Annotated in this window: 25 protein-coding genes; 18 read left to right on the top strand and 7 right to left on the bottom strand. The window is 29.5% G+C overall.

Going from position 1 to position 23,069, the window contains the following annotated elements; all coding sequences use genetic code 11:
* Window positions 1-77: 77 nt before the first annotated feature.
* The 3 genes from CQA76_RS04105 to folD form a co-directional block, all read right to left on the bottom strand.
* A complete protein-coding gene (locus CQA76_RS04105; RefSeq protein WP_232364891.1) occupies window positions 78-464 on the bottom strand; it encodes a hypothetical protein in 387 nt (128 codons plus the stop codon).
* 154 nt (window positions 465-618) lie between these two features.
* Entirely contained in the window at window positions 619-1,467 is an 849-nt protein-coding gene (gene lepB, locus CQA76_RS04100; protein WP_137622179.1) for a signal peptidase I, read from the bottom strand.
* A gap of 8 nt (window positions 1,468-1,475) precedes the next feature.
* A complete protein-coding gene (gene folD / locus CQA76_RS04095) occupies window positions 1,476-2,324 on the bottom strand; it encodes a bifunctional methylenetetrahydrofolate dehydrogenase/methenyltetrahydrofolate cyclohydrolase FolD (RefSeq protein WP_137622178.1) in 849 nt (282 codons plus the stop codon).
* A gap of 78 nt (window positions 2,325-2,402) precedes the next feature.
* Here folD and CQA76_RS04090 point away from each other — a divergent pair, with 78 nt between their 5' ends.
* Genes CQA76_RS04090 through CQA76_RS04060 form a run of 7 tightly spaced genes read left to right on the top strand, consistent with a single transcriptional unit; the run spans window position 2,403 to window position 8,478 of the window.
* Window positions 2,403-2,747, top strand: a complete 345-nt coding sequence (locus CQA76_RS04090) for a c-type cytochrome (protein ID WP_137622177.1) — start codon at window positions 2,403-2,405, stop codon at window positions 2,745-2,747.
* Between the two features lie 11 nt (window positions 2,748-2,758).
* Entirely contained in the window at window positions 2,759-4,033 is a 1,275-nt protein-coding gene (gene hemL / locus CQA76_RS04085; protein ID WP_137622176.1) for a glutamate-1-semialdehyde 2,1-aminomutase, read from the top strand.
* Window positions 4,030-4,341, top strand: coding sequence for an AtpZ/AtpI family protein (locus CQA76_RS04080; protein ID WP_137622175.1), 312 nt, complete (start codon window positions 4,030-4,032; stop codon window positions 4,339-4,341). Before hemL ends, CQA76_RS04080 begins: the two co-directional genes overlap by 4 nt.
* The gene (locus tag CQA76_RS09180) at window positions 4,341-4,838 is read left to right on the top strand and encodes a hypothetical protein (protein ID WP_232364890.1); all 498 of its coding nucleotides are present in this window, start codon (window positions 4,341-4,343) and stop codon (window positions 4,836-4,838) included. The genes CQA76_RS04080 and CQA76_RS09180 overlap by 1 nt, the downstream gene beginning before the upstream one ends.
* Window positions 4,816-6,000 carry an MFS transporter gene (locus tag CQA76_RS04070; RefSeq protein ID WP_137622174.1) on the top strand — a complete coding sequence of 395 codons (1,185 nt, stop codon included), beginning with the start codon at window positions 4,816-4,818 and terminating at the stop codon, window positions 5,998-6,000. Before CQA76_RS09180 ends, CQA76_RS04070 begins: the two co-directional genes overlap by 23 nt.
* Window positions 5,993-8,200, top strand: a complete 2,208-nt coding sequence (locus CQA76_RS04065) for a flagellar hook-length control protein FliK (protein WP_137622173.1) — start codon at window positions 5,993-5,995, stop codon at window positions 8,198-8,200. Before CQA76_RS04070 ends, CQA76_RS04065 begins: the two co-directional genes overlap by 8 nt.
* A complete protein-coding gene (locus CQA76_RS04060; protein ID WP_137622172.1) occupies window positions 8,197-8,478 on the top strand; it encodes a FlhB-like flagellar biosynthesis protein in 282 nt (93 codons plus the stop codon). The genes CQA76_RS04065 and CQA76_RS04060 overlap by 4 nt, the downstream gene beginning before the upstream one ends.
* On the opposite strand, the gene CQA76_RS04055 is transcribed toward CQA76_RS04060, so the two are convergent.
* Both CQA76_RS04055 and CQA76_RS04050 read right to left on the bottom strand, forming a co-directional pair.
* Window positions 8,475-9,275: a phosphatidylserine decarboxylase gene (locus tag CQA76_RS04055; RefSeq protein WP_137622171.1), complete on the bottom strand. Its 801-nt coding sequence runs from the start codon at window positions 9,273-9,275 to the stop codon at window positions 8,475-8,477. The two genes, CQA76_RS04060 and CQA76_RS04055, sit on opposite strands and share 4 nt — an antisense overlap.
* A 2-nt stretch (window positions 9,276-9,277) precedes the next feature.
* On the bottom strand, window positions 9,278-10,405 hold the full coding sequence (locus tag CQA76_RS04050) for a metallophosphoesterase (RefSeq protein WP_137622170.1): 1,128 nt from the start codon (window positions 10,403-10,405) through the stop codon (window positions 9,278-9,280).
* A gap of 91 nt (window positions 10,406-10,496) precedes the next feature.
* Here CQA76_RS04050 and gltX point away from each other — a divergent pair, with 91 nt between their 5' ends.
* The 3 genes from gltX to CQA76_RS04035 are packed head-to-tail and all read left to right on the top strand — an operon-like array spanning window position 10,497 to window position 13,701.
* Window positions 10,497-11,792, top strand: coding sequence for a glutamate--tRNA ligase (gene gltX, locus CQA76_RS04045; protein WP_137622169.1), 1,296 nt, complete (start codon window positions 10,497-10,499; stop codon window positions 11,790-11,792).
* Between the two features lie 2 nt (window positions 11,793-11,794).
* Entirely contained in the window at window positions 11,795-12,076 is a 282-nt protein-coding gene (locus CQA76_RS04040) for a YggT family protein (RefSeq protein ID WP_137622168.1), read from the top strand.
* A complete protein-coding gene (locus CQA76_RS04035) occupies window positions 12,073-13,701 on the top strand; it encodes a lytic transglycosylase domain-containing protein (RefSeq protein WP_137622167.1) in 1,629 nt (542 codons plus the stop codon). The genes CQA76_RS04040 and CQA76_RS04035 overlap by 4 nt, the downstream gene beginning before the upstream one ends.
* On the opposite strand, the gene CQA76_RS04030 is transcribed toward CQA76_RS04035, so the two are convergent.
* Window positions 13,598-14,083, bottom strand: coding sequence for a hypothetical protein (locus CQA76_RS04030; protein WP_137622166.1), 486 nt, complete (start codon window positions 14,081-14,083; stop codon window positions 13,598-13,600). The genes CQA76_RS04035 and CQA76_RS04030 overlap by 104 nt on opposite strands.
* 107 nt (window positions 14,084-14,190) lie before the next feature.
* On the opposite strand from CQA76_RS04030, the gene mobB reads away from it, so the two are divergent.
* The 7 genes from mobB (at window position 14,191) to CQA76_RS03995 (ending at window position 19,995) form a co-directional block, all read left to right on the top strand.
* Window positions 14,191-14,670 carry a molybdopterin-guanine dinucleotide biosynthesis protein B gene (gene mobB, locus CQA76_RS04025; protein WP_137622165.1) on the top strand — a complete coding sequence of 160 codons (480 nt, stop codon included), beginning with the start codon at window positions 14,191-14,193 and terminating at the stop codon, window positions 14,668-14,670.
* 14 nt (window positions 14,671-14,684) lie between these two features.
* Window positions 14,685-15,527 carry a class 1 fructose-bisphosphatase gene (locus tag CQA76_RS04020; protein ID WP_137622164.1) on the top strand — a complete coding sequence of 281 codons (843 nt, stop codon included), beginning with the start codon at window positions 14,685-14,687 and terminating at the stop codon, window positions 15,525-15,527.
* The gene (locus tag CQA76_RS04015; protein ID WP_137622163.1) at window positions 15,520-15,717 is read left to right on the top strand and encodes a hypothetical protein; all 198 of its coding nucleotides are present in this window, start codon (window positions 15,520-15,522) and stop codon (window positions 15,715-15,717) included. The genes CQA76_RS04020 and CQA76_RS04015 overlap by 8 nt, the downstream gene beginning before the upstream one ends.
* 12 nt (window positions 15,718-15,729) lie before the next feature.
* The gene (metG, locus tag CQA76_RS04010) at window positions 15,730-17,598 is read left to right on the top strand and encodes a methionine--tRNA ligase (RefSeq protein WP_137622162.1); all 1,869 of its coding nucleotides are present in this window, start codon (window positions 15,730-15,732) and stop codon (window positions 17,596-17,598) included.
* Entirely contained in the window at window positions 17,598-18,539 is a 942-nt protein-coding gene (locus CQA76_RS04005; RefSeq protein WP_137622161.1) for a hypothetical protein, read from the top strand. Before metG ends, CQA76_RS04005 begins: the two co-directional genes overlap by 1 nt.
* A gap of 91 nt (window positions 18,540-18,630) precedes the next feature.
* Entirely contained in the window at window positions 18,631-18,837 is a 207-nt protein-coding gene (locus CQA76_RS04000; protein ID WP_137622160.1) for a hypothetical protein, read from the top strand.
* 9 nt (window positions 18,838-18,846) lie between these two features.
* Window positions 18,847-19,995 carry a hypothetical protein gene (locus CQA76_RS03995; protein WP_137622159.1) on the top strand — a complete coding sequence of 383 codons (1,149 nt, stop codon included), beginning with the start codon at window positions 18,847-18,849 and terminating at the stop codon, window positions 19,993-19,995.
* Here the strand turns inward: CQA76_RS03995 and CQA76_RS03990 are convergent.
* Window positions 19,990-20,451 carry a methylated-DNA--[protein]-cysteine S-methyltransferase gene (locus CQA76_RS03990; RefSeq protein ID WP_137622158.1) on the bottom strand — a complete coding sequence of 154 codons (462 nt, stop codon included), beginning with the start codon at window positions 20,449-20,451 and terminating at the stop codon, window positions 19,990-19,992. The genes CQA76_RS03995 and CQA76_RS03990 overlap by 6 nt on opposite strands.
* A 58-nt stretch (window positions 20,452-20,509) precedes the next feature.
* Between CQA76_RS03990 and CQA76_RS03985 the strand changes: the two genes are divergently transcribed.
* Complete coding sequence (locus tag CQA76_RS03985; protein WP_137622157.1) at window positions 20,510-23,056, top strand: bifunctional aconitate hydratase 2/2-methylisocitrate dehydratase; 2,547 nt, start codon at window positions 20,510-20,512, stop codon at window positions 23,054-23,056.
* Window positions 23,057-23,069: the final 13 nt, after the last annotated feature.

The following is a 23,069-nucleotide window of genomic DNA, read 5'->3' as shown; positions in this document are numbered from 1 at the left end:
GGTCTCAAAAATCAAAGGCTCATACCGCCCTTCCTTGCCTTGATAAAAATAAGCATTGATATTAGCTCCCTTATCCACTAAAAGCTTAATAATTTTTTTGTATGCTCTAAATCCAGCTCATTTCTACCCCAAGCAATCGTATTGCATGCAAGTAAAAAATTCAACCATGTTTGATCTTTTACAAATTGTAAAATAAATTCAAAAAATTCATAATCATAACTCCAAGCAAAGTGAAATAATGGATCCAATATCGCCCTTCTATCCCATAAATCTAACTCAAGAATATCCCCGCCTTTAGGATCTTCTATGATGCAAATCACATTTATACCTTCTTTGTTGATAAAATCTTGCCATTCCTTATAATATTTATCTTTAATACTATGCTTGATTTTTTTATCAAAAAACCATTGAAGCATAGGATTTGCTTGAAATTCTTCATAAGAGATGATTTTTTCTTTAGTCATTTGTTTTCCTTTTTTATTTTTTTATTTTTGCAATAAAATCTAAATTTTAGTTTTAGATTTTTATAATAATGTTTTACAATTATATTTATATTGATTAAAATTTTTCGATAGAATCTTATAGTTATATCTTAGCCCTATTTGAAATAAATCAAGATTAACTCAATATATCCTTCTCATCATAGTCATGAATATAGACATCGTCATTTTCTAAAGTATCAACAAATCGCCCTATCCTTTCCCATCTAACACTTTTATTTTGATCCCACGAAAAATACACAAACCAAGGTTTTCCGACTATAAGCCGATAAGGAACACTTCCCCAAAAACGACTATCATAAGAATGATCTCTATTATCTCCTACCATAAAATACTCATTTTGAGGAACTTCAAAAATATAGGCATTACCCCCGCTAAAACCTACTTGCTCTCCAAGCTCCTTAAAATAGGTTGGAGACATTGCAAAATCACCGATACTAAGATAACGCAATATATTGCTTTCTATATCTTCTTTTGAATCATAATGAATACCTTTTTGTTTATAAGGCTCTTTTACATAAAACTCTCCACCAAGTACTACCAAATCTTTAGAATAATGCATTTTCATAAAATCATCGCCTTCATGCATTCTTACATAAAGAGTTTTATTTGCATAAACTATTTTATCACCACCTACTCCAACACAACGTTTGACAAAATGTTCTTTTTCATTTCTAGGATTTCTAAAAACTACTATCTCTCCTCTTTTTGGACCTTGTGCTGCAATCAAATGTCCATTTTTATTAAAGTCGGGCAAAACAGGAATTTCAAGCCAAGGGATATGTGGAGTTGGAATTCCATAACTGAATTTTTTTACAAATAAAAAATCACCTATAAGTAAAGTATTTTTCATAGATCCAGAAGGAATTACAAAAGCTTGTATAAAAAAGAAAATCACTAAAAGAACAATAACAACCGTTCCAGTCCATGATTGAGAAAATCTATAAAGTTTTTTAAAAAATTCCATAAAATTTCCTATTTTAATCTATTTTTAGCAGATTTTATTGTATTTTCCAAAAGCATAGCTATAGTCATAGGACCAACTCCACCAGGCACAGGGGTAATAAAACTTGCTTTTTTTGAAACGTTTTCAAAATCCACATCGCCTACTATTTTACCATTTTCAAGGCGATTGATTCCAACATCTACAACAACCACTCCTTCTTTTATCATATCAGAGCGTAAAAGATTTACACAACCTGCCGCAACTATAATCAAATCAGCCTTTTGAGTGTATAATTTTAAATCCTTTGTTTTAATGTGACAAATACTCACAGTTGCTCCAGCATTTAAAAGCATAGTTGCCATAGGACGCCCTACTATATTGGATTCCCCAATTACAACAGTATCTAAACCTTCTAAATTAATTTCATAAGCTTTTAAAAGTTTCATAACTCCAAGCGGAGTGCAAGGTAAAAATCCACTTTCTAAACCTAAATTTAAATATCCTACATTAATAGGATGAAAACCATCTACATCTTTACTGCTTATAATGCTTTCTAAAACTAAATCTTTATTGATATGCATAGGTAAAGGTAATTGCACTAAAATCCCATGCACACTATCATCATAATTTAAAGTATTTATAAGAGCCAAAAGCTCATTTTGTGTTGTATTTTCATCAAGGCGATATACTAAGGATTTGATACCACAATCCTCACAAGCTTTCGCCTTAGCATTAACGTAAGTTTGGCTTGCAGGATTATTACCTACTAAAATGACGGCAAGACAAGCTTGCATCCCTTTTTCTTTTAAAATTTGATTTTTTTCTTTAAGCTCTTCTTTGATTTTTACACTTAAGGCTTTACCATCAAGCAAAATCATTATTTTCCTTTTATAAATTTATTACTTTTTTAAAGTAAAAATTGTATCATATTAAAACTTCATTAACAAGGTAAAATTTTGAAAATCATTTTATGGATGTTTTTATTTCTTATATCAAATCTTTTTAGTGCTGATTTTATTACACCTAAAGAATACGCTAAAATGCTTTACGAAAATCCTAGAGGCATTAGCTGTAAAAAATGTCATGGAGTCGATGGAAGTGAACAAATTTTAGGGTATTACTTAAAAAAAGGAGTTAAAACCGCTTACAAAATTCCAAGCATTCAAAATATTAGCTTTGAAGATTTTAAAAAATCTCTTAATGAAATTAAAAATGCTAAATCCATTATGCCAAATTACTCATTAACCGATGAAGAAATTGTAAGTTTATATAATTACATCAAGCAATTTAATAAAAAATAAAAGGATAAAAAATGACAAATAAAAAAGCTTTTGAACAAGCGTGCAAATTGATAGCGGGTGGTGTGAATTCTCCGGTGCGTGCTTTTGCTAATGTGCAAAGTGATCCTAGATTTATCGCTTATGGAAAAGGAGCTTATATCGTTGATATAGAAGGAAATTCTTATATTGATTATGTGCAAAGCTGGGGACCTTTACTCTTTGGACATTGCGATAAAGATATACAAAAAGCTTGTCAAAATACACTTAAAAAAGGATCTAGTTTTGGAGCCCCTACTCTACTTGAGAGTGAACTTGCAAAGCTAGTTTTATCGGATTTTCCACATTTGGATAAAATCCGTTTTGTGAATAGCGGAACAGAAGCGACGATGAGTGCAATCCGTCTTGCACGTGGATACACCAAAAGAGATAAAATATTAAAATTTGAAGGATGTTATCACGGACACTCTGATTCTTTGCTTGTAAGTGCTGGAAGTGGTGCTGCTACCTTTAATACGCCTAGTTCTTTGGGCGTTTTGAATGAAGTAGCTCAATTTACTTTGGTTGCAAAATATAATGACATCCAAAGCGTTAAAGAACTTTTTGAAAAAAACAAAGATATTGCTTGTGTTATCATAGAACCTATAGCTGGAAATATGGGCTTAGTTCCCGCTAAGCAAGAATTTTTAGAAGAACTCGCACAAATTTGTAAAGTCAATCAAACCTTACTCATTTTTGATGAAGTGATGAGTGGCTATAGGGCTTCTTATCTTGGTTCTTTTGGAATCAATCATATTAAAGCTGATATTGTAACCTTTGGTAAGGTTATTGGCGGAGGACTGCCTGCAGCAGCTTTTGCGGCTAGAAGTGAAATTATGGATATATTAAGTCCTTTAGGCGGGGTTTATCAAGCAGGAACTTTAAGTGGGAATCCTTTAGCAATGGCAGCAGGAATTGCTAGTCTTTCTAAGGCAAGAAAAAAGAAAGATCTCTATGAAAAATTAGGTAAATTAGCTAAAAAATTAACTCACGGTATGAAAAAATTAGCCGATGAAAAAGGGATTGCTTTACAAACTTGCTACGTGGGTTCTATGTTTGGTTATTTTTTCACAGAAAGCCCGGTTGAAAATTACCAAGACGCTTTGAAATCAGATCTTAAGCTTTTTTCCAAATTTCATCAGAATATGCTTAAAAATGGAATTTATCTCGCGCCATCACAATTTGAAACAGGATTCATTTGCTCTAAGATGGACAATAAAATAATTGACATCAGTTTAGAGGCCATTAAAGAAAGCTTTAAACATCTATGATCGAATTTAAAGAAGAACAAAAATCAAATAAAAAGCAACAACTTATTCGTAAAACTATAGAGGCTGCAGATGGATTAAGTCTTGGAATTTCTATAGTTGTTGCTATTTTCATAGGCATAGGCATAGGATATTTGCTTAAAAGATACACGCCTTATCCTTGGTTGTTTTGGATCGGGGTGTTTTGGGGAATTACTGCAGCTATACTCAATGTTTATAAGGCTTATAAAAGTCAAATGAAAAGCTATGAAGAATTTAAAAAACGAGATGAATTTATAAAAGAAACCATCCAAAAAGAGAAAAATAAATAATGGAGCATAAAAAAGCTTTTTTTATACTTGTTTCTTTTGTGCATTTATTGTTTCTTTTTATTTTACTGATACTTAACCTGTTTAAATTAAATATATTTTTAAGCTTTGAAATAGCTTTTTTTAGTTTTTTATTTGTTATTTTTAGTTCGTATTTGAATTATAAAAAAATCATACTTTCTAAAGCAAAAGAATATAAAGATTTTCAAAACATATCTTTATTTTTATTAAAAAAGATAAAAAAGTTACCCAAAAATATAAAATTTAGGATCGTTAAAGACGATTTAGATTTTAATTTTAAAGATAAAATTTATTTTTTTGCAATATTTTTTAATCTATTAAAAATATTGGCTTATGTAATTTTAGTTGCGGGTTTTTTATTTTTACACAGACAAAATCTACTCAATATTTTTGGTTATTTGTGCGGAATTTCAACCTTGCTTGTTTGTATTTTTATTTTTATTGTGTATGTAAGATATGAGTCCAAAAAAAATTATTAGATCTATGACGGCACTTTTTGCAAGTATGGCATTTTTATTTGCGGGAAATGCTTTAATTGTTACATCCATAGGTGTTATTCTTAAAGAAAAAGGTGAAAGTTCTTTAATTGTAGGAATTATAAGTTCTTGTTTTTTTATCGGAGCACTTATAGGAACTATTAGTGCCCATAAAATCATTTCTAGAATAGGTCATATACGATCTTTTGGCTTATTTGGAGCTGTTTTTGGAATTTCGGCTATGCTGCATACGATTAGTGAAAATTTAATTTTTTGGGCTATTTTAAGATTTTCAATAGGTATTTGTTACTATGGTTTTTTAATGGTAATAGAATCATGGCTTAATGAAAAAAGCAAAAACGCGATTCGTTCAAGAATTTTAGGCTTTTATGAAATTGTATTTTATCTTTCTTTTGGGATTGGAACTTTAATCATAGCTTTAAATTTAAGCAAACACAATGTTTTTATTTTAAGTGCGGCTTTAATCTTGCTTTCTTCTTTACCTTTAAATTTAATCAAAATCAAAGAACCTATTTTACCGGCTTCAAGTCCAATTTCTATACCAAAAGTTTTTGATATTGCACCTTTGGCTATTGCAACTAGTTTTATTGCTGGAATGCTTATCAATGGTTTTTTTTCAATGGCTTCTATCTTTGTGCTCTTGCAAGGATTTGATGCTAAAGCTGTTTCTTATTTTATGTTTTGTGGAATTTTAGGTGGATTTTTTGCTCAAACCATTATGGGGACTATTTCAGATAAAATGGGAAGAAAATTTGCAATCATTACTAGTGCAAGTATAGGCTTTTTCACCATGCTTATTTTTGTTTTTAATCCTCATTTGTATTTTCAGTATTTTTTAGCATTTTTGCTTGGTATAGGAATATTTTGCCTTTATGCTTTAGCTCTTGCTAGAGCTAATGATGTTTTAACAATAAAAAACAAAGGAGTGGAACTAGGTCGTGGTGTTCTTTTTTGCTATTCTTTAGGATCTTTATTTGGACCTTTGATTTTAGGTTTTTTAATGCAATATTTTGAAATTAAAGGTTTTATTTGGTTTTATATATTCTGTCTTGGTTTTTTAATCCTTTTTGCTATCAATAAGCCTAATATTTTAAATAAAAAATTCAATAAAAAACCAGGAAATATGGTGATGCTAGATGATTAATACACAACTTACAAGCCAAATCGCAAACGCACAAAAAAACGATGTAAAAACGGATAATACCCCAGCAAAAGATAAATTAAATTCCAAAGATAACCCCAAAACAACACTTTCTCAAGCCTTAAAACAAAATTTAGGCTTAGACAAAGATGCAAGTAATGAAGAAGTAGTTACCAAGCTTATCCAAAACGAAACCGGCACAAAACTTAAAGAACTTGTCAATAAGCTTTTAGAGCAAATTAATTCGCAAAAAAATCCCAATTCTCCTGTTTTAAAGCAAAGTAAAAATTTAAATTTAGCACCTAATTTTGCTAATGAGTTAAAAACTCTTAGTATGGAGCTTGAAAAAAATGATATTTTTTCACAAGTTTTAGATAAACTCAATCAAATTTTAAAACCTGCAAGTGAAGTTAAAAATAATAATCTCGCACCCTTATTAAAAAATTCAGGTATATTTTTTGAAGCAAAACTTAAAGATGCACTCAATGAAGAATCTTTACCAAAAAGTTTTTATTCTCTTTTAAGCACGATAAAAGGTTTAAGTAGTGAAAAATTAAGTTCGCAAATCGCACAACTTGTAGTTGCAAATTTAAACCCAAAAGAAACTCTAAAAGAACTTAAAAATATCATTCAGGCTAACAAAAACGAAAATAAACAAATTTTAGATCAAAGCTCTTTTAAAACTCTTTTAAAATTAGGCTCTAAAATAGAAAATTTTAAAAGCTATATTGCTAAAAATCCTAGTGTAGCTCAGGATAAAATTATACATATTGCTAATAAAATTGCAAAAGAATTAACATCTTTAAAAGGTGATTTTTTTAAAGCATTAAATAAACCAGAAAATTTAATGATTCAAGATACCAATGTTTTAAAACAAACAGCTAAGGCTTTTGAAAAACTTGAAAATACTTTAAAAAACATACTTGGAGAACAAAATTCTAAAAAAGATGATAATACTTTAAAAGATTTGCTTTTAGATAAAAAAGATAATCCAAAAAACGAAACTCAAAAAGAAGTGTCAAATCAACATATACAAAAAGACAAACTAGATCAAACTGATGATGCAAATAAAGATTTTAATAGTGATGAATTGATAGATAAAGAAACTGATGATACAAATAAAGATTTTAATAGTGATGAATTGATAGATAAAGAAACTGATGATACAAATAAAGATTTTAATAGTGATGAATTGATAGATAAAGATGAAGAAACTTTAAAAGAAAATATTACACAAGATTCCAAAGACAAAAAACAAGAAAGTATTAAAAATAATTTTGATAAAGATAATATTAAAAACAACTCTAAAGAAAATTCCAAATTTTACGAAAACAAAAATGATAATATACCTAAAAACAACACTCAAAATACATCCAATCAAAATAATACTACTATACAAAACACTACACAAACAAATATACAAACTCAAGAAAATTTATTTAAAAACCAAGAATTTATTAAACAAAATAATATAAAAAATTTAGCTTTTATGATAGAAAATTCGGATTTAGATGAATTGCAAAATTTAAGCAAGGATCTCGGAAATCTTTCTAGAAAAATCAATGAAAGTTTAAGAGAACTTGAACCTCATACTCAACATATCAAATTTAATCAAGCTGAAATAAAAAATTTAGAACGCAAGCTTGATTTATCCGCTAAAGATTTAGCGCAAATAAAGCCAAAAACAGATCAAGAGATAGTAGAATCTTTGCATCATGATGTAAAATCAACCCTTTTGCAAATTTCAAATATAGCTAAAAATGAAGGAAATGAAGCGGTTTATAATCAAGCTAATCGTCTTTTGGCACAAATTGAAATCAATCAACTTATTTCTTTGGCAAATGATTCTATAAATACTTACTTACCTTTTTCCTGGGAAGATCTCAATGATTCTAAAATTATGTTTAGAAGGGGTAAAAAAGACAAATTCTTTGCTCAAATTAAACTTGAATTTGCCAAACTTGGGGATTTAGAAATTTTAATTTCTTTAAATAATGAAAAATACATAGATATTAATATTATGGCAGAAAATAAAGAATTTAGAAAAACCATTTATGAAAATGCTCATGAACTTAAAAAAAATATCAATAAAGCAGGACTTTTAAGTGCAAATTTCTTTGTGGGAGATATCATAAGAAGCAAATTTGATACAAGGGATATTAAAAATTTAGATCTTGAAATGGGTATGGATAAGAAAGTATGAGTAAAATTAAAAGATCTATTAAAAAAGCTGTTGCCTTAGGTTATCAAAAAGAGAAACATTCCGCTCCTAAAGTTTTAGCAAGTGGAAAAGGGGAAAGCGCAGCTAAGATTATTTCTTTAGCGAAAGAACACGGAGTACCCATCAAAGAAGATGAAGATTTAATAGAAATTTTAAGTAAGCTTGATTTAGGAGATGAAATTCCCCCAAATATGTATAAAGCAGTGGCTGAAGTATTTGCTTTTATTTACCAAATGGCAAATAAAACTCCTAAAAACTAATCAGAAAGCTTTTCTCCAAATTTTATACTCTGCCCTACTTTTAAATCAAGATTTAAAAGCCCCTTTTGAGAAATTAAAACTATAGTAGAACCTAGTTCAAAATGCCCCAATTCTTCTGCCTTTTTTATATTTAAATTGTCATATTTTCTAGTAAAATTATAAGATATTTTGGCATTAGTTTGTATATTAGTATCAAAATTAAAACGCATTTTGCCTACATTTTGTGCCCCTATAAAAACAAGCCAAAAAATACCTTTTTCATTTTGACATTTTAAACTCACTCTTTCATTTTTTGTATAAAGAGCACTGATACATTCTAGATGCTTTTCATTGACGCTATGAAGAACTCCTCTTGTATAGGTCGCGCTTAAAATTTGCATATCACAAGGACTATGATAGCGGTGATAATCTTTTGGAGAAAGATAGATATTAATATAATCAAGCCCATTTTGTAATTCATCTTCTTCAAAGCTATCTTTTAAAAGTTCTACTATGCTATAAGTATGTCCTTTAATAGAAAAAGCAAAATGTTCCTCATCAGCCAAAAAAGTATTTCCGCATTGTAAAATTTTTCCATCACTTGGACTGATAAAACCATCTTCGATCTTACGAGGAATTTGTAAAGTTCTTATAAAAAGATCGTTTAAGCTTTTATATTCGGCGGTATCTTTAAATTCACTCATATCTATTTTAAAATAATTTACATAAAGCCCATTAATTTGTTTTTGTACGATTTTTGGAAATTTAATCTTCGCTATAAGTCCAAAAATTTTAGAACTTTCTCTTGAAAAATTCACAATCATTTTCCTTTTAAATTTAAAATCACAATTTCGCTTGGAGCAAAAACCCTAAGACTTGGTCCCCAAAAACCGGCTCCGCTACTTACGTAAAGTTTGGTTTTTTGATTTAAATCGTAAAGCCCATGAACAAAACCTTGCTGAAGTTTTACTAAAAACATAAAAGGGAAAATTTGTCCTCCATGAGTATGTCCGCTTAAAATTAAATCAAAATCTTTTAGATTATAAAGCAAAACTGTTTTTGGTTGATGAGCAAGCAAAATACTTGGCTTACTTGTATTTAAATCCGCTTTAATTCTTTCTAAATTAGGAGCATACAATCCCTTACTAATTCCTGTTAAATCAGCCAATCCTGCGATATTAACAAAACCTAGATCTTCATTTTGATTGAGCAAAATTTTCATTTTTGTATGAGTTTTCAGGAGTTTTAAAACTTGATTAATCCCGTGATAATATTCATGATTGCCAACCGCATAGAAAGTTCCATAAGTCGAATTAAGATCATCTAATTTTGAAATATAAGACTCTAAATGTTTAGGATTGGCATCAATTAAATCTCCAATAATAAACACCATATCCGGTTTTTGTAAATTAACTTTATTTATAATCTGATCTAAAAAATTTTCATGCAAATTTTTACCTAAATGAAGATCAGTTAATACGGCAATTTTTAAATCTTTTTTTAAATTAGCCATTTGTAAATTTAAAGTTTTTATTTCAGGAATTTTTAAAGCACTATTGACACTCATATAGGTTAAAAACACTGATATACTTACTACGCCTATTTCAAACAATAAACGCAAAAATATATTATATTTTTTATCAATCCTACCTAGCATAGCTAATACAAGTCTTATAAAATCAAGTATGAGTGCTACAAAAAATAAACAATATGTTGGCGCATAAAGCATGGCTAAAATTTCATATAAAGAATCACTTAAATACTCATATTGATTTCTTCTAAGTATTAAAAATATAACTTGAATTAGAAAAAGTATTGTTAAGGCAAATGCGAATAATTTATGAAAATACTTAAAAATCAAAAATTTTTTAATCAATCGCTTATAAATATAAAAATTTAATAATCCAAGGATTGCTAACACCATAAAACAAAAAAATAAATACATCATAAAAATAATTATACCAAAGCAAATATTAAATATCTATATAAATTTCTTTGCTATAATTTTGTTTTTATGATTTTGAAATTTAAGGTTTAAAATGTATCGTTTCGCTCCATCTCCAACCGGAGATATGCATATAGGAAATTTGCGTGTGGCTTTGTTTAATTATATTTGTGCTAAACAAAACAATGTTCATTTTATCTTACGTATTGAAGATACAGATAAAGCAAGAAATATAGAAGGCAAAGAAGAAGAAATAAAAGCAATCTTACAGCTTTTTGAAATTTCTTGGCAAGATTATTACATACAAAGTGAAAATTTAAAATTCCATCGCCAAATGGCCTTAAAACTTGTAAGTGAAAAAAAAGCCTTTGCCTGTTTTTGCACAGAAAAAGAACTAGAAGAAAAAAAAGAAATTGCCAAAAAGCAAGGAAAACCTTACAGATATGATGGAACTTGTGAAAAATTGACAGATATTGATGTTTTAGAGTGCGAAAAACCTTTTGTCATTCGTCTTAAAAAACCTGATAAAATCATAAAATTTTTAGATCTTGTCAAAGGTGAACTTAGTTTTGAACCTGAAAATATCGATTCTTTTGTTATTATGAGAACTGATAAAACTCCTACTTATAATTTCGCTTGCGCGGTTGATGATATGCTTGAAAATGTAACTTGTATTATACGTGGAGAAGATCATGTATCAAATACTCCCAAACAAGAACATATTCGTATGAGTTTGGGCTATGATAAAAAAATAAGTTATGCGCATTTACCTATTATACTTAACGAACAGGGTGCTAAAATGAGCAAAAGGGAAGCACACTCTTCTGTAAAATGGCTACTAGAACAAGGGATTTTACCAAGTGCGATTGCAAACTATCTTATCATGCTAGGCAATAAAACCCCTTGTGAAATTTTTACCTTAGAAGAAGCAATTTCTTGGTTTGATATTGATAAAATTTCCAAAGCTCCTGCAAGATTTGATCTTAAAAAACTTTTGCAAATAAATCGAGAACACATAAGATTGATGGAAAATTCCAAACTCAATGAAATTTTAAATTTTGAAAAAGATCTTGCAAATTTAGCAAAATTTTATACTCAAGAGGCCAGTACAATCAATGAGTTAAAAGAAAAAATTCAAGCGATTTTCAGTCCAAAAAATTATCTTGAATTTGAAAAAGAATGTCAAATTTTAAAAGAAATCTTAAGCAATGTAGAGTCTTTTGAAAACTATGACGATTTTAAAAATTATCTTTTGCAAAAAAGTGGGTTAAAGGGTAAAAATTTCTTTATGCCTTTAAGAATTATCTTAACAGGAAATACCCATGGACCTGAACTTAGTGACTTGTATTCTCATATAAAAAATTTCATACACGAATTAGCAAGGATGTAATAATGATTATCGATTCTTTTATTTATTCTATTTTTCAAGTATTTCAAATTATTATTAATATTTATACTTGGGTTATTGTTATTACTGCGCTTTTGAGTTGGGTTAATCCCGATCCACATAATCCTATTGTTCAAATTTTATATAAACTTAGCTATCCAGCTTATGCTTTAGTAAGAAAAATTCCAACACGCATAGGTAATATTGATTTAGCACCCTTAATCATACTTTTAGTCTTGCAATTTCTTAGCTTCTTTCTTGACAGCATTTTAAGGAGTATTTTGTGAAAAAAATATTCTTATTATTCTTAAGTTTTATATATCTTAATGCGATCGAATACGATTTAGAAAGCTTAAAAAAACAAGATAATTCTTTAGTCAAAGATTATTATATCTACAGGCTTTTAGAAAAAAAAACTTTAAATAAAAAAGAAATTCAAGATTTAAAATCCCATATTTTTCGCTATGCAGGGAAGATACGAACTGAGTTTGAAAAAATATTTCCCACTAAACCCTTTATTAATCCAAAATACTTACAATGCTATGCTTATACAAAAAATACTATTTTGGATGCAAATTTAACTTGTCAAAGCATTCGTTTAAAATCTTTAGCCTTTATTTCAAGTTTAAGTATTGAAGATAGGAATATATTGGCAAAAAAATTCCAAGATAAAAGACCTGATTTGGTTAATTTACTCCTTGCTCTTAATTCAAACAATCCTATGAAATATATGGAAGAAAAAGAAGATGTGAATGGTTTTTTTAAACTTTATAATTATTTAAAAATAAACCACAATGATTTTGATCTAAATGTAAGTTTTGTCAATAAAATTTCTACTTATAATAATTTTAATAATTTTGCTCAAACTATAATAATTAAAAAGCAATATCCTAAATTCAGACACTCATTATTGCAAGTTAATCCGCAAAATGTAAAGGAATATTCCGCATTTTACTTGGGCGTTAATGCTTTAACTTATAATCAAGATCATATTGCTTACGAATTTTTCAAACAAGCAGCCCAAACTCTCAAAAATCAAAGCAATAAAGACAATGCTATTTTTTGGATGTGGATGATTGCAAAGAATGAAAAAGATTTGAAAAATTTAGCACAAAGCAATTCTTTAAATATTTATAGTCTTTATGCAAAAGAACTTACAAATACAGCTTTTCCAAAAATTGAAACCATACAAATTCACAAAGAAAAAAATAATTTTAATATGCAAGATCCATTTGCCTGGCAAAAACTCAATAAAGAAATATTAGACGCTAACGCTTCACAACTAGATAAATTAGCTAAAGAATTTGACACTGAAGAAACCTTGCCAATTTATGCTTATATTTTAGAAAGAAAATCTAAATTTAAAAAACATTATTTTATTATGCCATATTATCAATATATCAAGGATTATGATATTCCTAGACAAGCTTTGATTTTGGCAATTGCAAGACAAGAAAGTCGTTTTATCCCTACTGCCATTTCAGTTTCTTATGCTTTGGGAATGATGCAATTTATGCCTTTTTTGGCCAATCATATAGGGCAAAAAGAACTAAAAATTCCAAATTTTGATCAAGATTTTATGTTTAGACCCGAAATTGCTTATTATTTTGGAAATCATCATTTAAATTATCTAGAAAAAAGACTAAAATCTCCGTTATTTATAGCCTACGCCTATAATGGTGGTATAGGTTTTACAAATAAAACTTTAGCTAGAGATGATATGTTTAAAGAGGGAAAATATCAACCCTTTTTATCCATGGAACTTATACCCTATCAAGAAAGTCGCATTTATGGAAAAAAAGTCTTAGCTAATTATATTGTGTATCGATATCTTCTGAACGATAGTATAAAGATTTCGGATATTTTTGAAAATTTAATTCAAAACAAGGCAGATGATTTAAACAAATCTTAGCCTTGATGATATTTTCTGTTTTTATACCAGGAAGAGATACTTTAAAATATTTTGTATAATTATTTTGTAACAAGTATTTAAAAAGCTCTTGATCTAACTCTTGTATCTTTGCTTTTCTATGATTGATAAAGACTTCCAAATTTTGTATTTTGAAAGTATTGGGAGTAAGGGTTAAAGCAAACACATCATCTTGAGTAGAATTATCCAAAACGGGATTTAAGTAAGACATAGTAACAATAGCATTAAGTTTATCTTGAGTTATTTTATATTTTTGTGAGAACATTAGGGTTTGAGTTTTTAAATTTGTATCTACAACAACAGGATCTTTCATAGAACACGCACTAAAAAATAAAACACTTGATAATAAAAAAGAAATTCTCATACTTTAACCTATATCATAAAATATTTTTTATAATTTTAACCTTTTAACTCTATTTTTTGCTTTAAAATATTATAATTTAATTTTAATTCTTAGGAAAATGAAAATTTATGGAAAAATTAATTATGGCCTTTAGCGGTCCTTCAAATTCTGGAAAAACAACACTTATTACAAAAGTTGCAAATGAATTTATGAGACAAAACTTAAAAGTTCTCATTATCAAACACGATCCTGCTGATAAGGCACAATTTGATTTTAATGGTAAAGATAGTTTTAAATTTTTTCAAAGTGGCGCCGAAGTCATCGTATTAAGTCCTACACGAACTACTTTTTTTTCTCACCAAGGAAGAGATATCTTGAAAGCTTTAAAGCTAATGCCCGATTTTGATATTTGTTTAGTTGAAGGTTTAAAAAGTTTAGATTTACCACGCATTAGTGTTTTTTGCCAAGAAATTGATGAAAGTTATTTTTCATTTTCTCAAGCCATTGCAAGTTATGATAAAATTTCTCATCCGAATTTAATTTGGCTCGATTTAAACAATATTAAAGAAATTTGTAGATATATATTAGAGAATGCAAAAAAAATCTAAAAAGGAGAGTTACAATGAAAGAATTAATTTCTTATATTCAAAAGGCTGTTTTAGAAATTTCAGACGCTTTGAAATTTCCAGATACAAGTTATAGTCAAAATCACAATTCCACAGGTGATACCCAACTTAAATTTGATATCTTAAGCGATGAAATCATTACAAAAACTTTAAGCCAATGCCCTACTCTTAAGGCTATTATCAGTGAAGAAAAAAATGAAATTTTAAAAGTCAATGATAATGCAAAATATATTGTAGCTTATGATCCACTTGATGGTTCTAGTCTAATGGATGTTAATTTTGCTATAGGTTCTATTTTTGGCATTTATGAAGAAAAACCTAGTGCTAAGAATTTAAAAGCAGCGGTTTATAGTATGTATGGGGCAAGATTAGAACTAGTCATTTGTGAAGATACTCCTAAACTTTATCGTCTTGATAAAAATAACGAATTTGTTTTCATCAAAGAACTAAAAATGAGTGAAAAAGGGAAAATCAACGCTACAGGTGGAACTCAAAAATTTTGGGATGAAAAACACGCCAAATTCATTAAAACTTTATTTGATGAAAATTATCGCCTAAGATATTCAGGAGCTATGGTTAGTGATATCAATCAAATTTTACTCAAAGGGGGCGGAATTTTTAGCTATCCAGCAACAAAAGATTCTCCTATGGGAAAATTAAGAGCTTTTTTTGAAGTTTTCCCTTTGGCTTTTATTGTGGAAAAAGCGGGTGGAAAAACCACAAATGGGAGCAATCAATCTCTACTCGATCTTGAATTTGATGCCATACATGCAACTACACCTTGTTTTTTTGGATCTAAGTACGAAATCGAAAAGCTTTTGGAAATCTATAATGGCTGAAATTAGAGATGAATTTGAACAAGAAATGGATAATAAAAAAGAAATTTTATTATCCTGTCAAAATTCAAAAAACTTAAATTCTTGCTATAATTGCGAAGAAATTTTTACTTGTCAAACACGTAAAGACTATGTTGATGCGGTTTATAATAGCATGTCTAAAGGTAAAACCGAAGGTGGATTTGATTTTTAAAGGAAATATTTGATGCGTTATATTACAACTCCAATTTATTATGTAAATGATGTACCTCATTTAGGACACGCTTATACAACTATCATTGCTGATACTATGGCTAGATTTTATCGTTTGCAAGGTCATGAAACCAAGTTTTTAACAGGAACCGATGAACACGGACAAAAAATTGAACAAGCGGCAAAAGAAAGGAATTTTACACCTCAAGAATATACAGATAAAATCAGTGCTGAATTTAAAAAACTTTGGGATGAATTTAAAATAAATTATGATATCTATGCTAGAACTACAGATCAAAAACATATTGACTTTGTGCAAGCCATGTTTTTAAAAATGTGGCAAAAAGGTGATATCTATAAAGATCAATACGAGGGACATTACTGCATTTCTTGTGAAAGTTTTTTTACAAAAAGCCAACTAATCAACGAAACTTGCTGTCCAGATTGTGGAAAAAATACCACGCTTTTAAAAGAAGAAAGTTATTTTTTCAAGCTTTCAAAATACCAAGATAAAATTTTACAATGGTATGAAGAAAAAGATCCTATTTTGCCTAAAAATAAAAAAAATGAACTCATTAATTTTATTCAAAACGGGCTTAAAGATCTTTCCATCACAAGAACAAGTTTTGATTGGGGTATTAAACTTCCAAAAGAAATCAACGACGATAAGCATATTATTTATGTTTGGCTTGACGCACTTTTTATTTATGTGAGTTCTTTAGACAATGAAAGAGAAAAGTTTTGGCCTGCACATATACATTTAGTCGGTAAAGATATTTTACGCTTTCATGCGATTTATTGGCCTGCTTTTTTAATGAGCGTGGATTTACCATTACCTCGATTTATAGCTGCACATGGTTGGTGGACTAAAGAAGGTGAAAAGATGAGCAAGTCTAAAGGCAATGTCGTCAAACCTAAGGAAATTGTAGATACTTACGGCATTGAAGCTTTTAGATATTTCTTACTTAGAGAAGTGCCTTTTGGAAATGATGGAGATTTTAGTGAAAGTATGCTTATTAATCGTATCAATGCCGAATTAAGCAACGAATTTGGAAATCTCTTGAATCGCATCATAGGAATGAGTACTAAATACAATGATGGAAAAATCACTCACACCGGAGTTTTAGAATTTTATCAAAATGAGCTTGATATTGCAAAAAAACATTTTGATTTAGCTATTGATTTTTTGGAAAATCTTCAATGCAATCGCTACCTAGAAGAACTTTTTAAAGCCTTAAGCGTAGCAAATTTAGCTATCAGCAAATATGAACCTTGGAATTTGATTAAAGAAAATAAACAAAATGAAGCTAATGCACTCATTGGGCTTTGTGCGAATATTTTAGCTAAAGTAAGTATTTTGCTAAGCCCTGCTCTACCCGACTCTTGCCAAAAAGTTGCCAAAGCTTTGAATTTTGAAATTTCAAAACTAAATTATGAAAAACTTATACTCAAACATGAATTGTTAAATTTTACAGCAAATCCTTGTGAAGCTTTATTTCCAAAAATAGAAAAAATAAATTCAGAAACTAAACAAGAAGTTAAAAAAGAAGAAAAAGCAAAAATAAAAATTGATGATTTTGCCAAATTAGAGATCAAAGTTGCAAAGGTTATAGATTGTCAAAATATAGAAGGTAGTGAAAAACTTTTAAAATTTCAGCTTGAATTTGACAATAAAGAAATTCGTCAGGTTATTTCAGGTATAGCCAAATACTATAAAGCAAGTGATTTAATAGATAAGCAAGTTTGCGTTTTAAGCAATCTTAAAAAAGCCAAAATTTTCGGACACGAAAGTGATGGTATGATACTTTCAGCAAAAAGTGGAGACAAACTCGTTTTGATTTCTCCAGAACAGCTTGTGGAAAATGGTTCTTTAATAGGCTAATGAATATTAGCAACCTAGTCGAACTTTTAAATGCTGAACTCATACAAGAAGGAAGTATTTTAAGCATAGGTGGCTTTGCTCTTAATCTTGATGAACTCAAGCCAAGCTATGCTTTCTTTTGTAATGATGAAAACAAGATCAAAGAGGCTATACAAAAAGGGGCTTACGTTATCATTTATGATAAGGATATAAAAATTACAGATAAAGAGCTATACTATCTTAAAGTCCAAGATCTAGAAAATGCACTTTTTAGACTTCTTCGTTTTTTATGCGAGGAAAAAGAATATCAATTTTTATTTTGTTCCAAAAGAGAATTAAGCTTTTGTAAGGCTTTTGGCTTAAAAACCCTGTATGGAAATATCTTTTTGGATTTTAACTCTTTAAATAAAGCTAAAAAGGGAGAATTTTTTTGCTTTAATGAAAAAGAATATCTTTCAAAAATTTCTGTCCACTGTGAGGTATTGGAAAAGACTGAAGTAATAAAATTTGAAAATTCAACACCTTTTTATAGTAGCTTTATCTGTAACGATTTGTATTTTAAAAAGCTTAATTTACCTTTTTTGTATATAGAAATTTTTAGTCAATTGGTAGCTTTTTGCAAAAAAAATCAAATCAAAAATCATTTTAATTTAAATAAATTAGAACTTTTTAAAATATATTTTGTCAATACTTCTATGGAAATTGTAGAATTTGGATCAAGTTCAAAAGCTTTTATTGTCGTCGATAACGAACAAGAGTTTGATTTTTGGCAAAAACATTTTGATCGCTTTAAGGGATTTAAAACCGCTTTAAAAAATTCTTTATTTTGTGATTTTTCTTATAATGAAATCAAAGATTTAAAAAAAATTAAAGATTTTACTTATTGTGTAGTTTTAGCAAATACAAACGAATTTGAAAATGCTTTCAAAACAAGTGATACCAACACTCCAAGTCTATTTTAAAAATATTTTTTAAAAACTATAAAGTTTTTTTATTTTTAGCCGATATAAAATTTGACTCTAGAGTTAAATTTTATATCAAAGGAGCTTGTTTATGCGAAAAACTTTAATAATAGCCTTAGCTATTTTTGGTGCTACTTCTGCGTTTGCTTGGGGAAATCCTTATCTTACTCCAGCTCAAAACATGCAAAATTATAAACTTTGCTTAAACACTAAAGCCAATGGCACAAAACAGCAAAAAATTCTTGCTCAGTGGGCCTGCTTGACTTATTATGGTGTCGATACTAATCCAGAAGGTTAAAGATCAAACATGGCTTTAGATTTTTCATCGACTAAATTTTACCATCCGATCAATTCTATGGTTTATAAGGGCTTAAGAACTGACTTGGAAAAACAAAGTAGGGAAAATTTAAAAGCTATAGATGAAAATCTAAAGCCCTTAGAGCTTGATGAAAAAGTAAAAAACGCACAAAGTGGTATGATAAATATCTATTTTAGAGATCCTATCACACAAAATATCACTAATAGTGCCTTAAGCACAGAAAGTATAGAAAAACTTAAAAATACATTTGGCAGTGCTGATTTTTATCAAAGAAAAGATGGATCTTATATTTTAAATGGTGATGTTGAAAAATTTGTTTCATCTTGGTATGGAGATATAGCATATCAAAGGGGTTATTTAGCAGCTGATGCTAATCATGATGGCTATTTAAATAAAAATGAGCTTGATGAAACAAGAAGTGGTTTTACTTCTCATGGTTATTTTCGTCTTTATAAAAATAAAATTATTGAAAGTAACTTGAGTTACGTGGAATCTTATGTTAAATTAAATGGTATAGCAACCGCTCCTGATGGAATGCCTGAAAATTTTAAAAAGGCACAAAAAACCCTTTACAATGAAGGTAAATTTGCAGCTCCTACTCTAGCATTGGAACTAGATAAAACCATAAAAAACGATAAAGACTCTGATGGTTTGATTCTCTATAAAGAAATTTTAAACGAAAAAGAGATGGAACAGCAAAGTATGGATTTAGCTAATTACGTGATATTAGATTATACTTTCGATCCTACCGAAGGAGCTTTGACTTTGCTTGATTTGCTTTTAAGAGATGAAGATGCTTTAAAAATCTTTGGAAAATTAGCCGATAATAATTTTGATACAAAAAGTCTAAGCAAAGAAGAACTTGAAACACTAAAGAAAAATTTTAAAGAATTTTTTAATGAAAATGGCGACTTTGATAAAGAAAAATTCCAAAAATACTATGAAGATCTAAAAGAACAATTTGTAGATAAAAGCCTTGATTTTCTAGGACTTTCTAAACAAGATTATCAAGATGGAACATTGAATTTAGATCTTAACCAATTAAATTCAGTTATCAAAGATATAGTAAATACTTTTAAAGAAGCAAACACTACACCTTCAAATTATGGTGGTTTGCGTTTGGATTTGAGTTTATAGCTTTATCCCTTCAGTTTCTAATAAAAATCTTTTTATATGAAGTCCGCCATTATATCCACCTATACCATTACTTGCTACAACGCGATGGCAAGGTATGAAAATGGGGATATTATTTTTAGAATTTGCATTCCCTACTGCGCGAAAAGCTTTTGGATGGTTGATTACTTGTGCAATTTCTTTATAGGTTGCTAGCTTTCCGTATGGAATTTGCATTAAAGCTTGATACACTTTTTGTTCAAATATACTTCCTTGACTCTTTAAGGGTGTTTTAAAAACTTTCAATTTTTTAGAAAAATAGCCTTTTAGCTCCCAAAGTGCAAATTCTAACAATGCACAAGATTTATCACTAGAAAAATCAGGATCATTTTCATTAAGAAAATCAACTTGGGTTAGAAAATTACCATCACTTTGTAACAATAAGTAACACATTGGTAATTTATAATGAATTTTAAACATATTTTTTCCTTTAAGCAGTTAGAATTATATAATAAGTTTATACAAAAAAGGAAATACAATGTCTTTTAAAGAAAATTACAACAAAGCTGTTAAAGAAAGAGAGATTTTAGGCATTCCTCCACTCCCTTTAAATACAGATCAGGTGAAAGAAATTTGCGAGTTGCTAAAAAATCAAAAAGATGAAGAATTAGTAGAACTTTTACAAAATCGTGTCAATCCAGGAGTTGATGATGCTGCTTTAATCAAATGCGAATTTTTAGATTCCATTCTTAAAAACAAAATCAATGTTCCAAGCATAGATAAAAAACGTGCATTTTCTATGTTAAAAACAATGTTAGGTGGATATAATGTAAAAGTTCTAATTGACGCTCTAAAAGATGATCATATAGCGCAAGAAGCAGCAGATGTACTTAAAGATATCATTTTTATACATGATAATTTTCATACCATAGCAGAGTTAAGCAAAAATAACAGTTATGCTAAAGAGGTTTTGCAAAGTTGGGCTGATGCAGAATGGTTTCTTAAAAAAGAAAAACTCCCAGAAGTGATTAAATGTGTGGTTTTTAAAGTATCAGGCGAAACCAATACAGATGATTTAAGTCCGGCAAGTGATGCTTTTACAAGAAGTGATATTCCTTTACATGCTAAGGCAATGTTAAAAGTCAGACAAGTAGGTTCTCTTGAAAAAATCAAAGAATTAAAACAAACAGGCTTAGAAGTTGTTTATGTGGGTGATGTTGTAGGAACAGGATCAAGCAGAAAATCAGCCATCAATTCCATACAATGGCATTTAGGCAAAGAAATTGATGGGGTTCCAAACAAACATAGCGGTGGTATTATTTTAGGCTCAACCATAGCCCCAATTTTCTTTAACACTGCTCAAGATAGCGGTGCTCTACCTATCATCTGTGATGTAAGTAACTTAGAAATGGGCGATGAATTTGAAATTTATCCTTATGAAGGAAAAATCGTTAAAAATAATTCTACCATAGCAGAATTTAAACTCACTCCAAATACCATACTTGATGAAGTAAGAGCTGGAGGTAGAATTCCTCTTATCATAGGTCGCGGACTTTGCGTTAAAGCAAGAGAATTTTTAGGTTTGGAAAATGAAAATATTTTCACAAAACCTAAGCAACCAGAATCTTCAAACACTGGATATACCTTGGCTCAAAAAATGTTAGGACGTGCTTGTGGAGTTGAGGGTGTACGTCCTGGTATGTATATAGAACCTATGACTTTAACCGTAGGTTCTCAAGATACAACAGGACCTATGACTCGAGATGAAATTAAAGAATTAGCAAGTCTTGGATTTAATGCAGATTTTGTAATGCAAAGTTTTTGCCATACTGCTGCTTATCCAAAAATAAGTGATTCTAATTTACATAAAACTTTACCAAATTTTATGACAAGTCGCGGTGGGGTAAGTTTAAAACCAGGCGATGGAGTGATTCATTCTTGGCTCAATCGCTTTGTTTTACCTGATAGCGTAGGAACGGGTGGAGACTCTCATACTCGTTTTCCTATAGGAATTTCTTTTCCGGCAGGAAGTGGGCTTGTGGCCTTTGCGGCTGTAACAGGTTCCATGCCTTTAAACGTTCCTGAAAGCGTTTTAGTACGCTTTAGTGGAGAATTACAAGCTGGGATCACTCTAAGAGATCTTGTCAATGCTATACCTTATTATGCGATCAAACAAGGACAACTCAGCGTTGAAAAGAAAAATAAAAAAAATATTTTTGCTGGAAAAATTTTAGAAATTGAAGGCTTGCCAAATTTAAAAGTAGAACAAGCTTTTGAACTAAGCGACGCAAGTGCAGAAAGATCAGCTGCTGCTTGCACTGTGGATTTAAGCATAGAAAGCGTTAGCGAATACATAAAATCCAATATTTCCTTAATCGAAGCTATGATAGAGGCTGGTTATGAAAATAAAACCACTCTTGCTAGAAGAGCTGAAAAAATGAGAGAATGGCTTAAAAATCCTACACTTTTAAGAGCAGATAAGGACGCAAAATACGCTTATATTATCGATATCAATCTTAATGATATCAAAGAACCGATTTTGGCTTGTCCAAACGATCCTGATGATGTGGCAACTTTAAGCGAAATTTTAAGCAATAGTGAGCGTCCAAAAAATATTGATGAAGTTTTTGTAGGTTCTTGTATGACAAATATAGGACATTATAGAGCTTTAGGGGAAATTTTAAAAGATAAAGGTATGCTTAAAACAAGACTTTGGGTAGTTCCACCAACAAAAATGGATAAAGCACAACTCACAAAAGAAGGATATTATAGTATTTTTGGTGCAGCGGGTGCCAGGATAGAAGTTCCAGGCTGTTCCTTGTGTATGGGAAATCAAGCTAGAGTAAATGATGGAGCGGTAGTTTTTTCAACTTCAACAAGAAATTTTGACAATCGCATGGGAATGGGAGCTAAAGTTTATCTTGGAAGTGCCGAACTTGCTGCTGTATGTGCGATTTTAGGAAAAATTCCTAGTCAAGAAGAATATTTGCAAATTGTAAGTGATAAATTAAATGATACTCATAAAGCAAATATCTACAAATATTTAAACTTTAATGAGATTGATAATTTTAAATTAGATGATTAATTTAAAATTAAAG

The sequence above is a fragment of the Campylobacter aviculae genome, assembly GCF_005406215.1.
Classification (GTDB): domain Bacteria; phylum Campylobacterota; class Campylobacteria; order Campylobacterales; family Campylobacteraceae; genus Campylobacter_D; species Campylobacter_D aviculae.
This window is presented reverse-complemented; position numbering and strand designations above follow the sequence as displayed.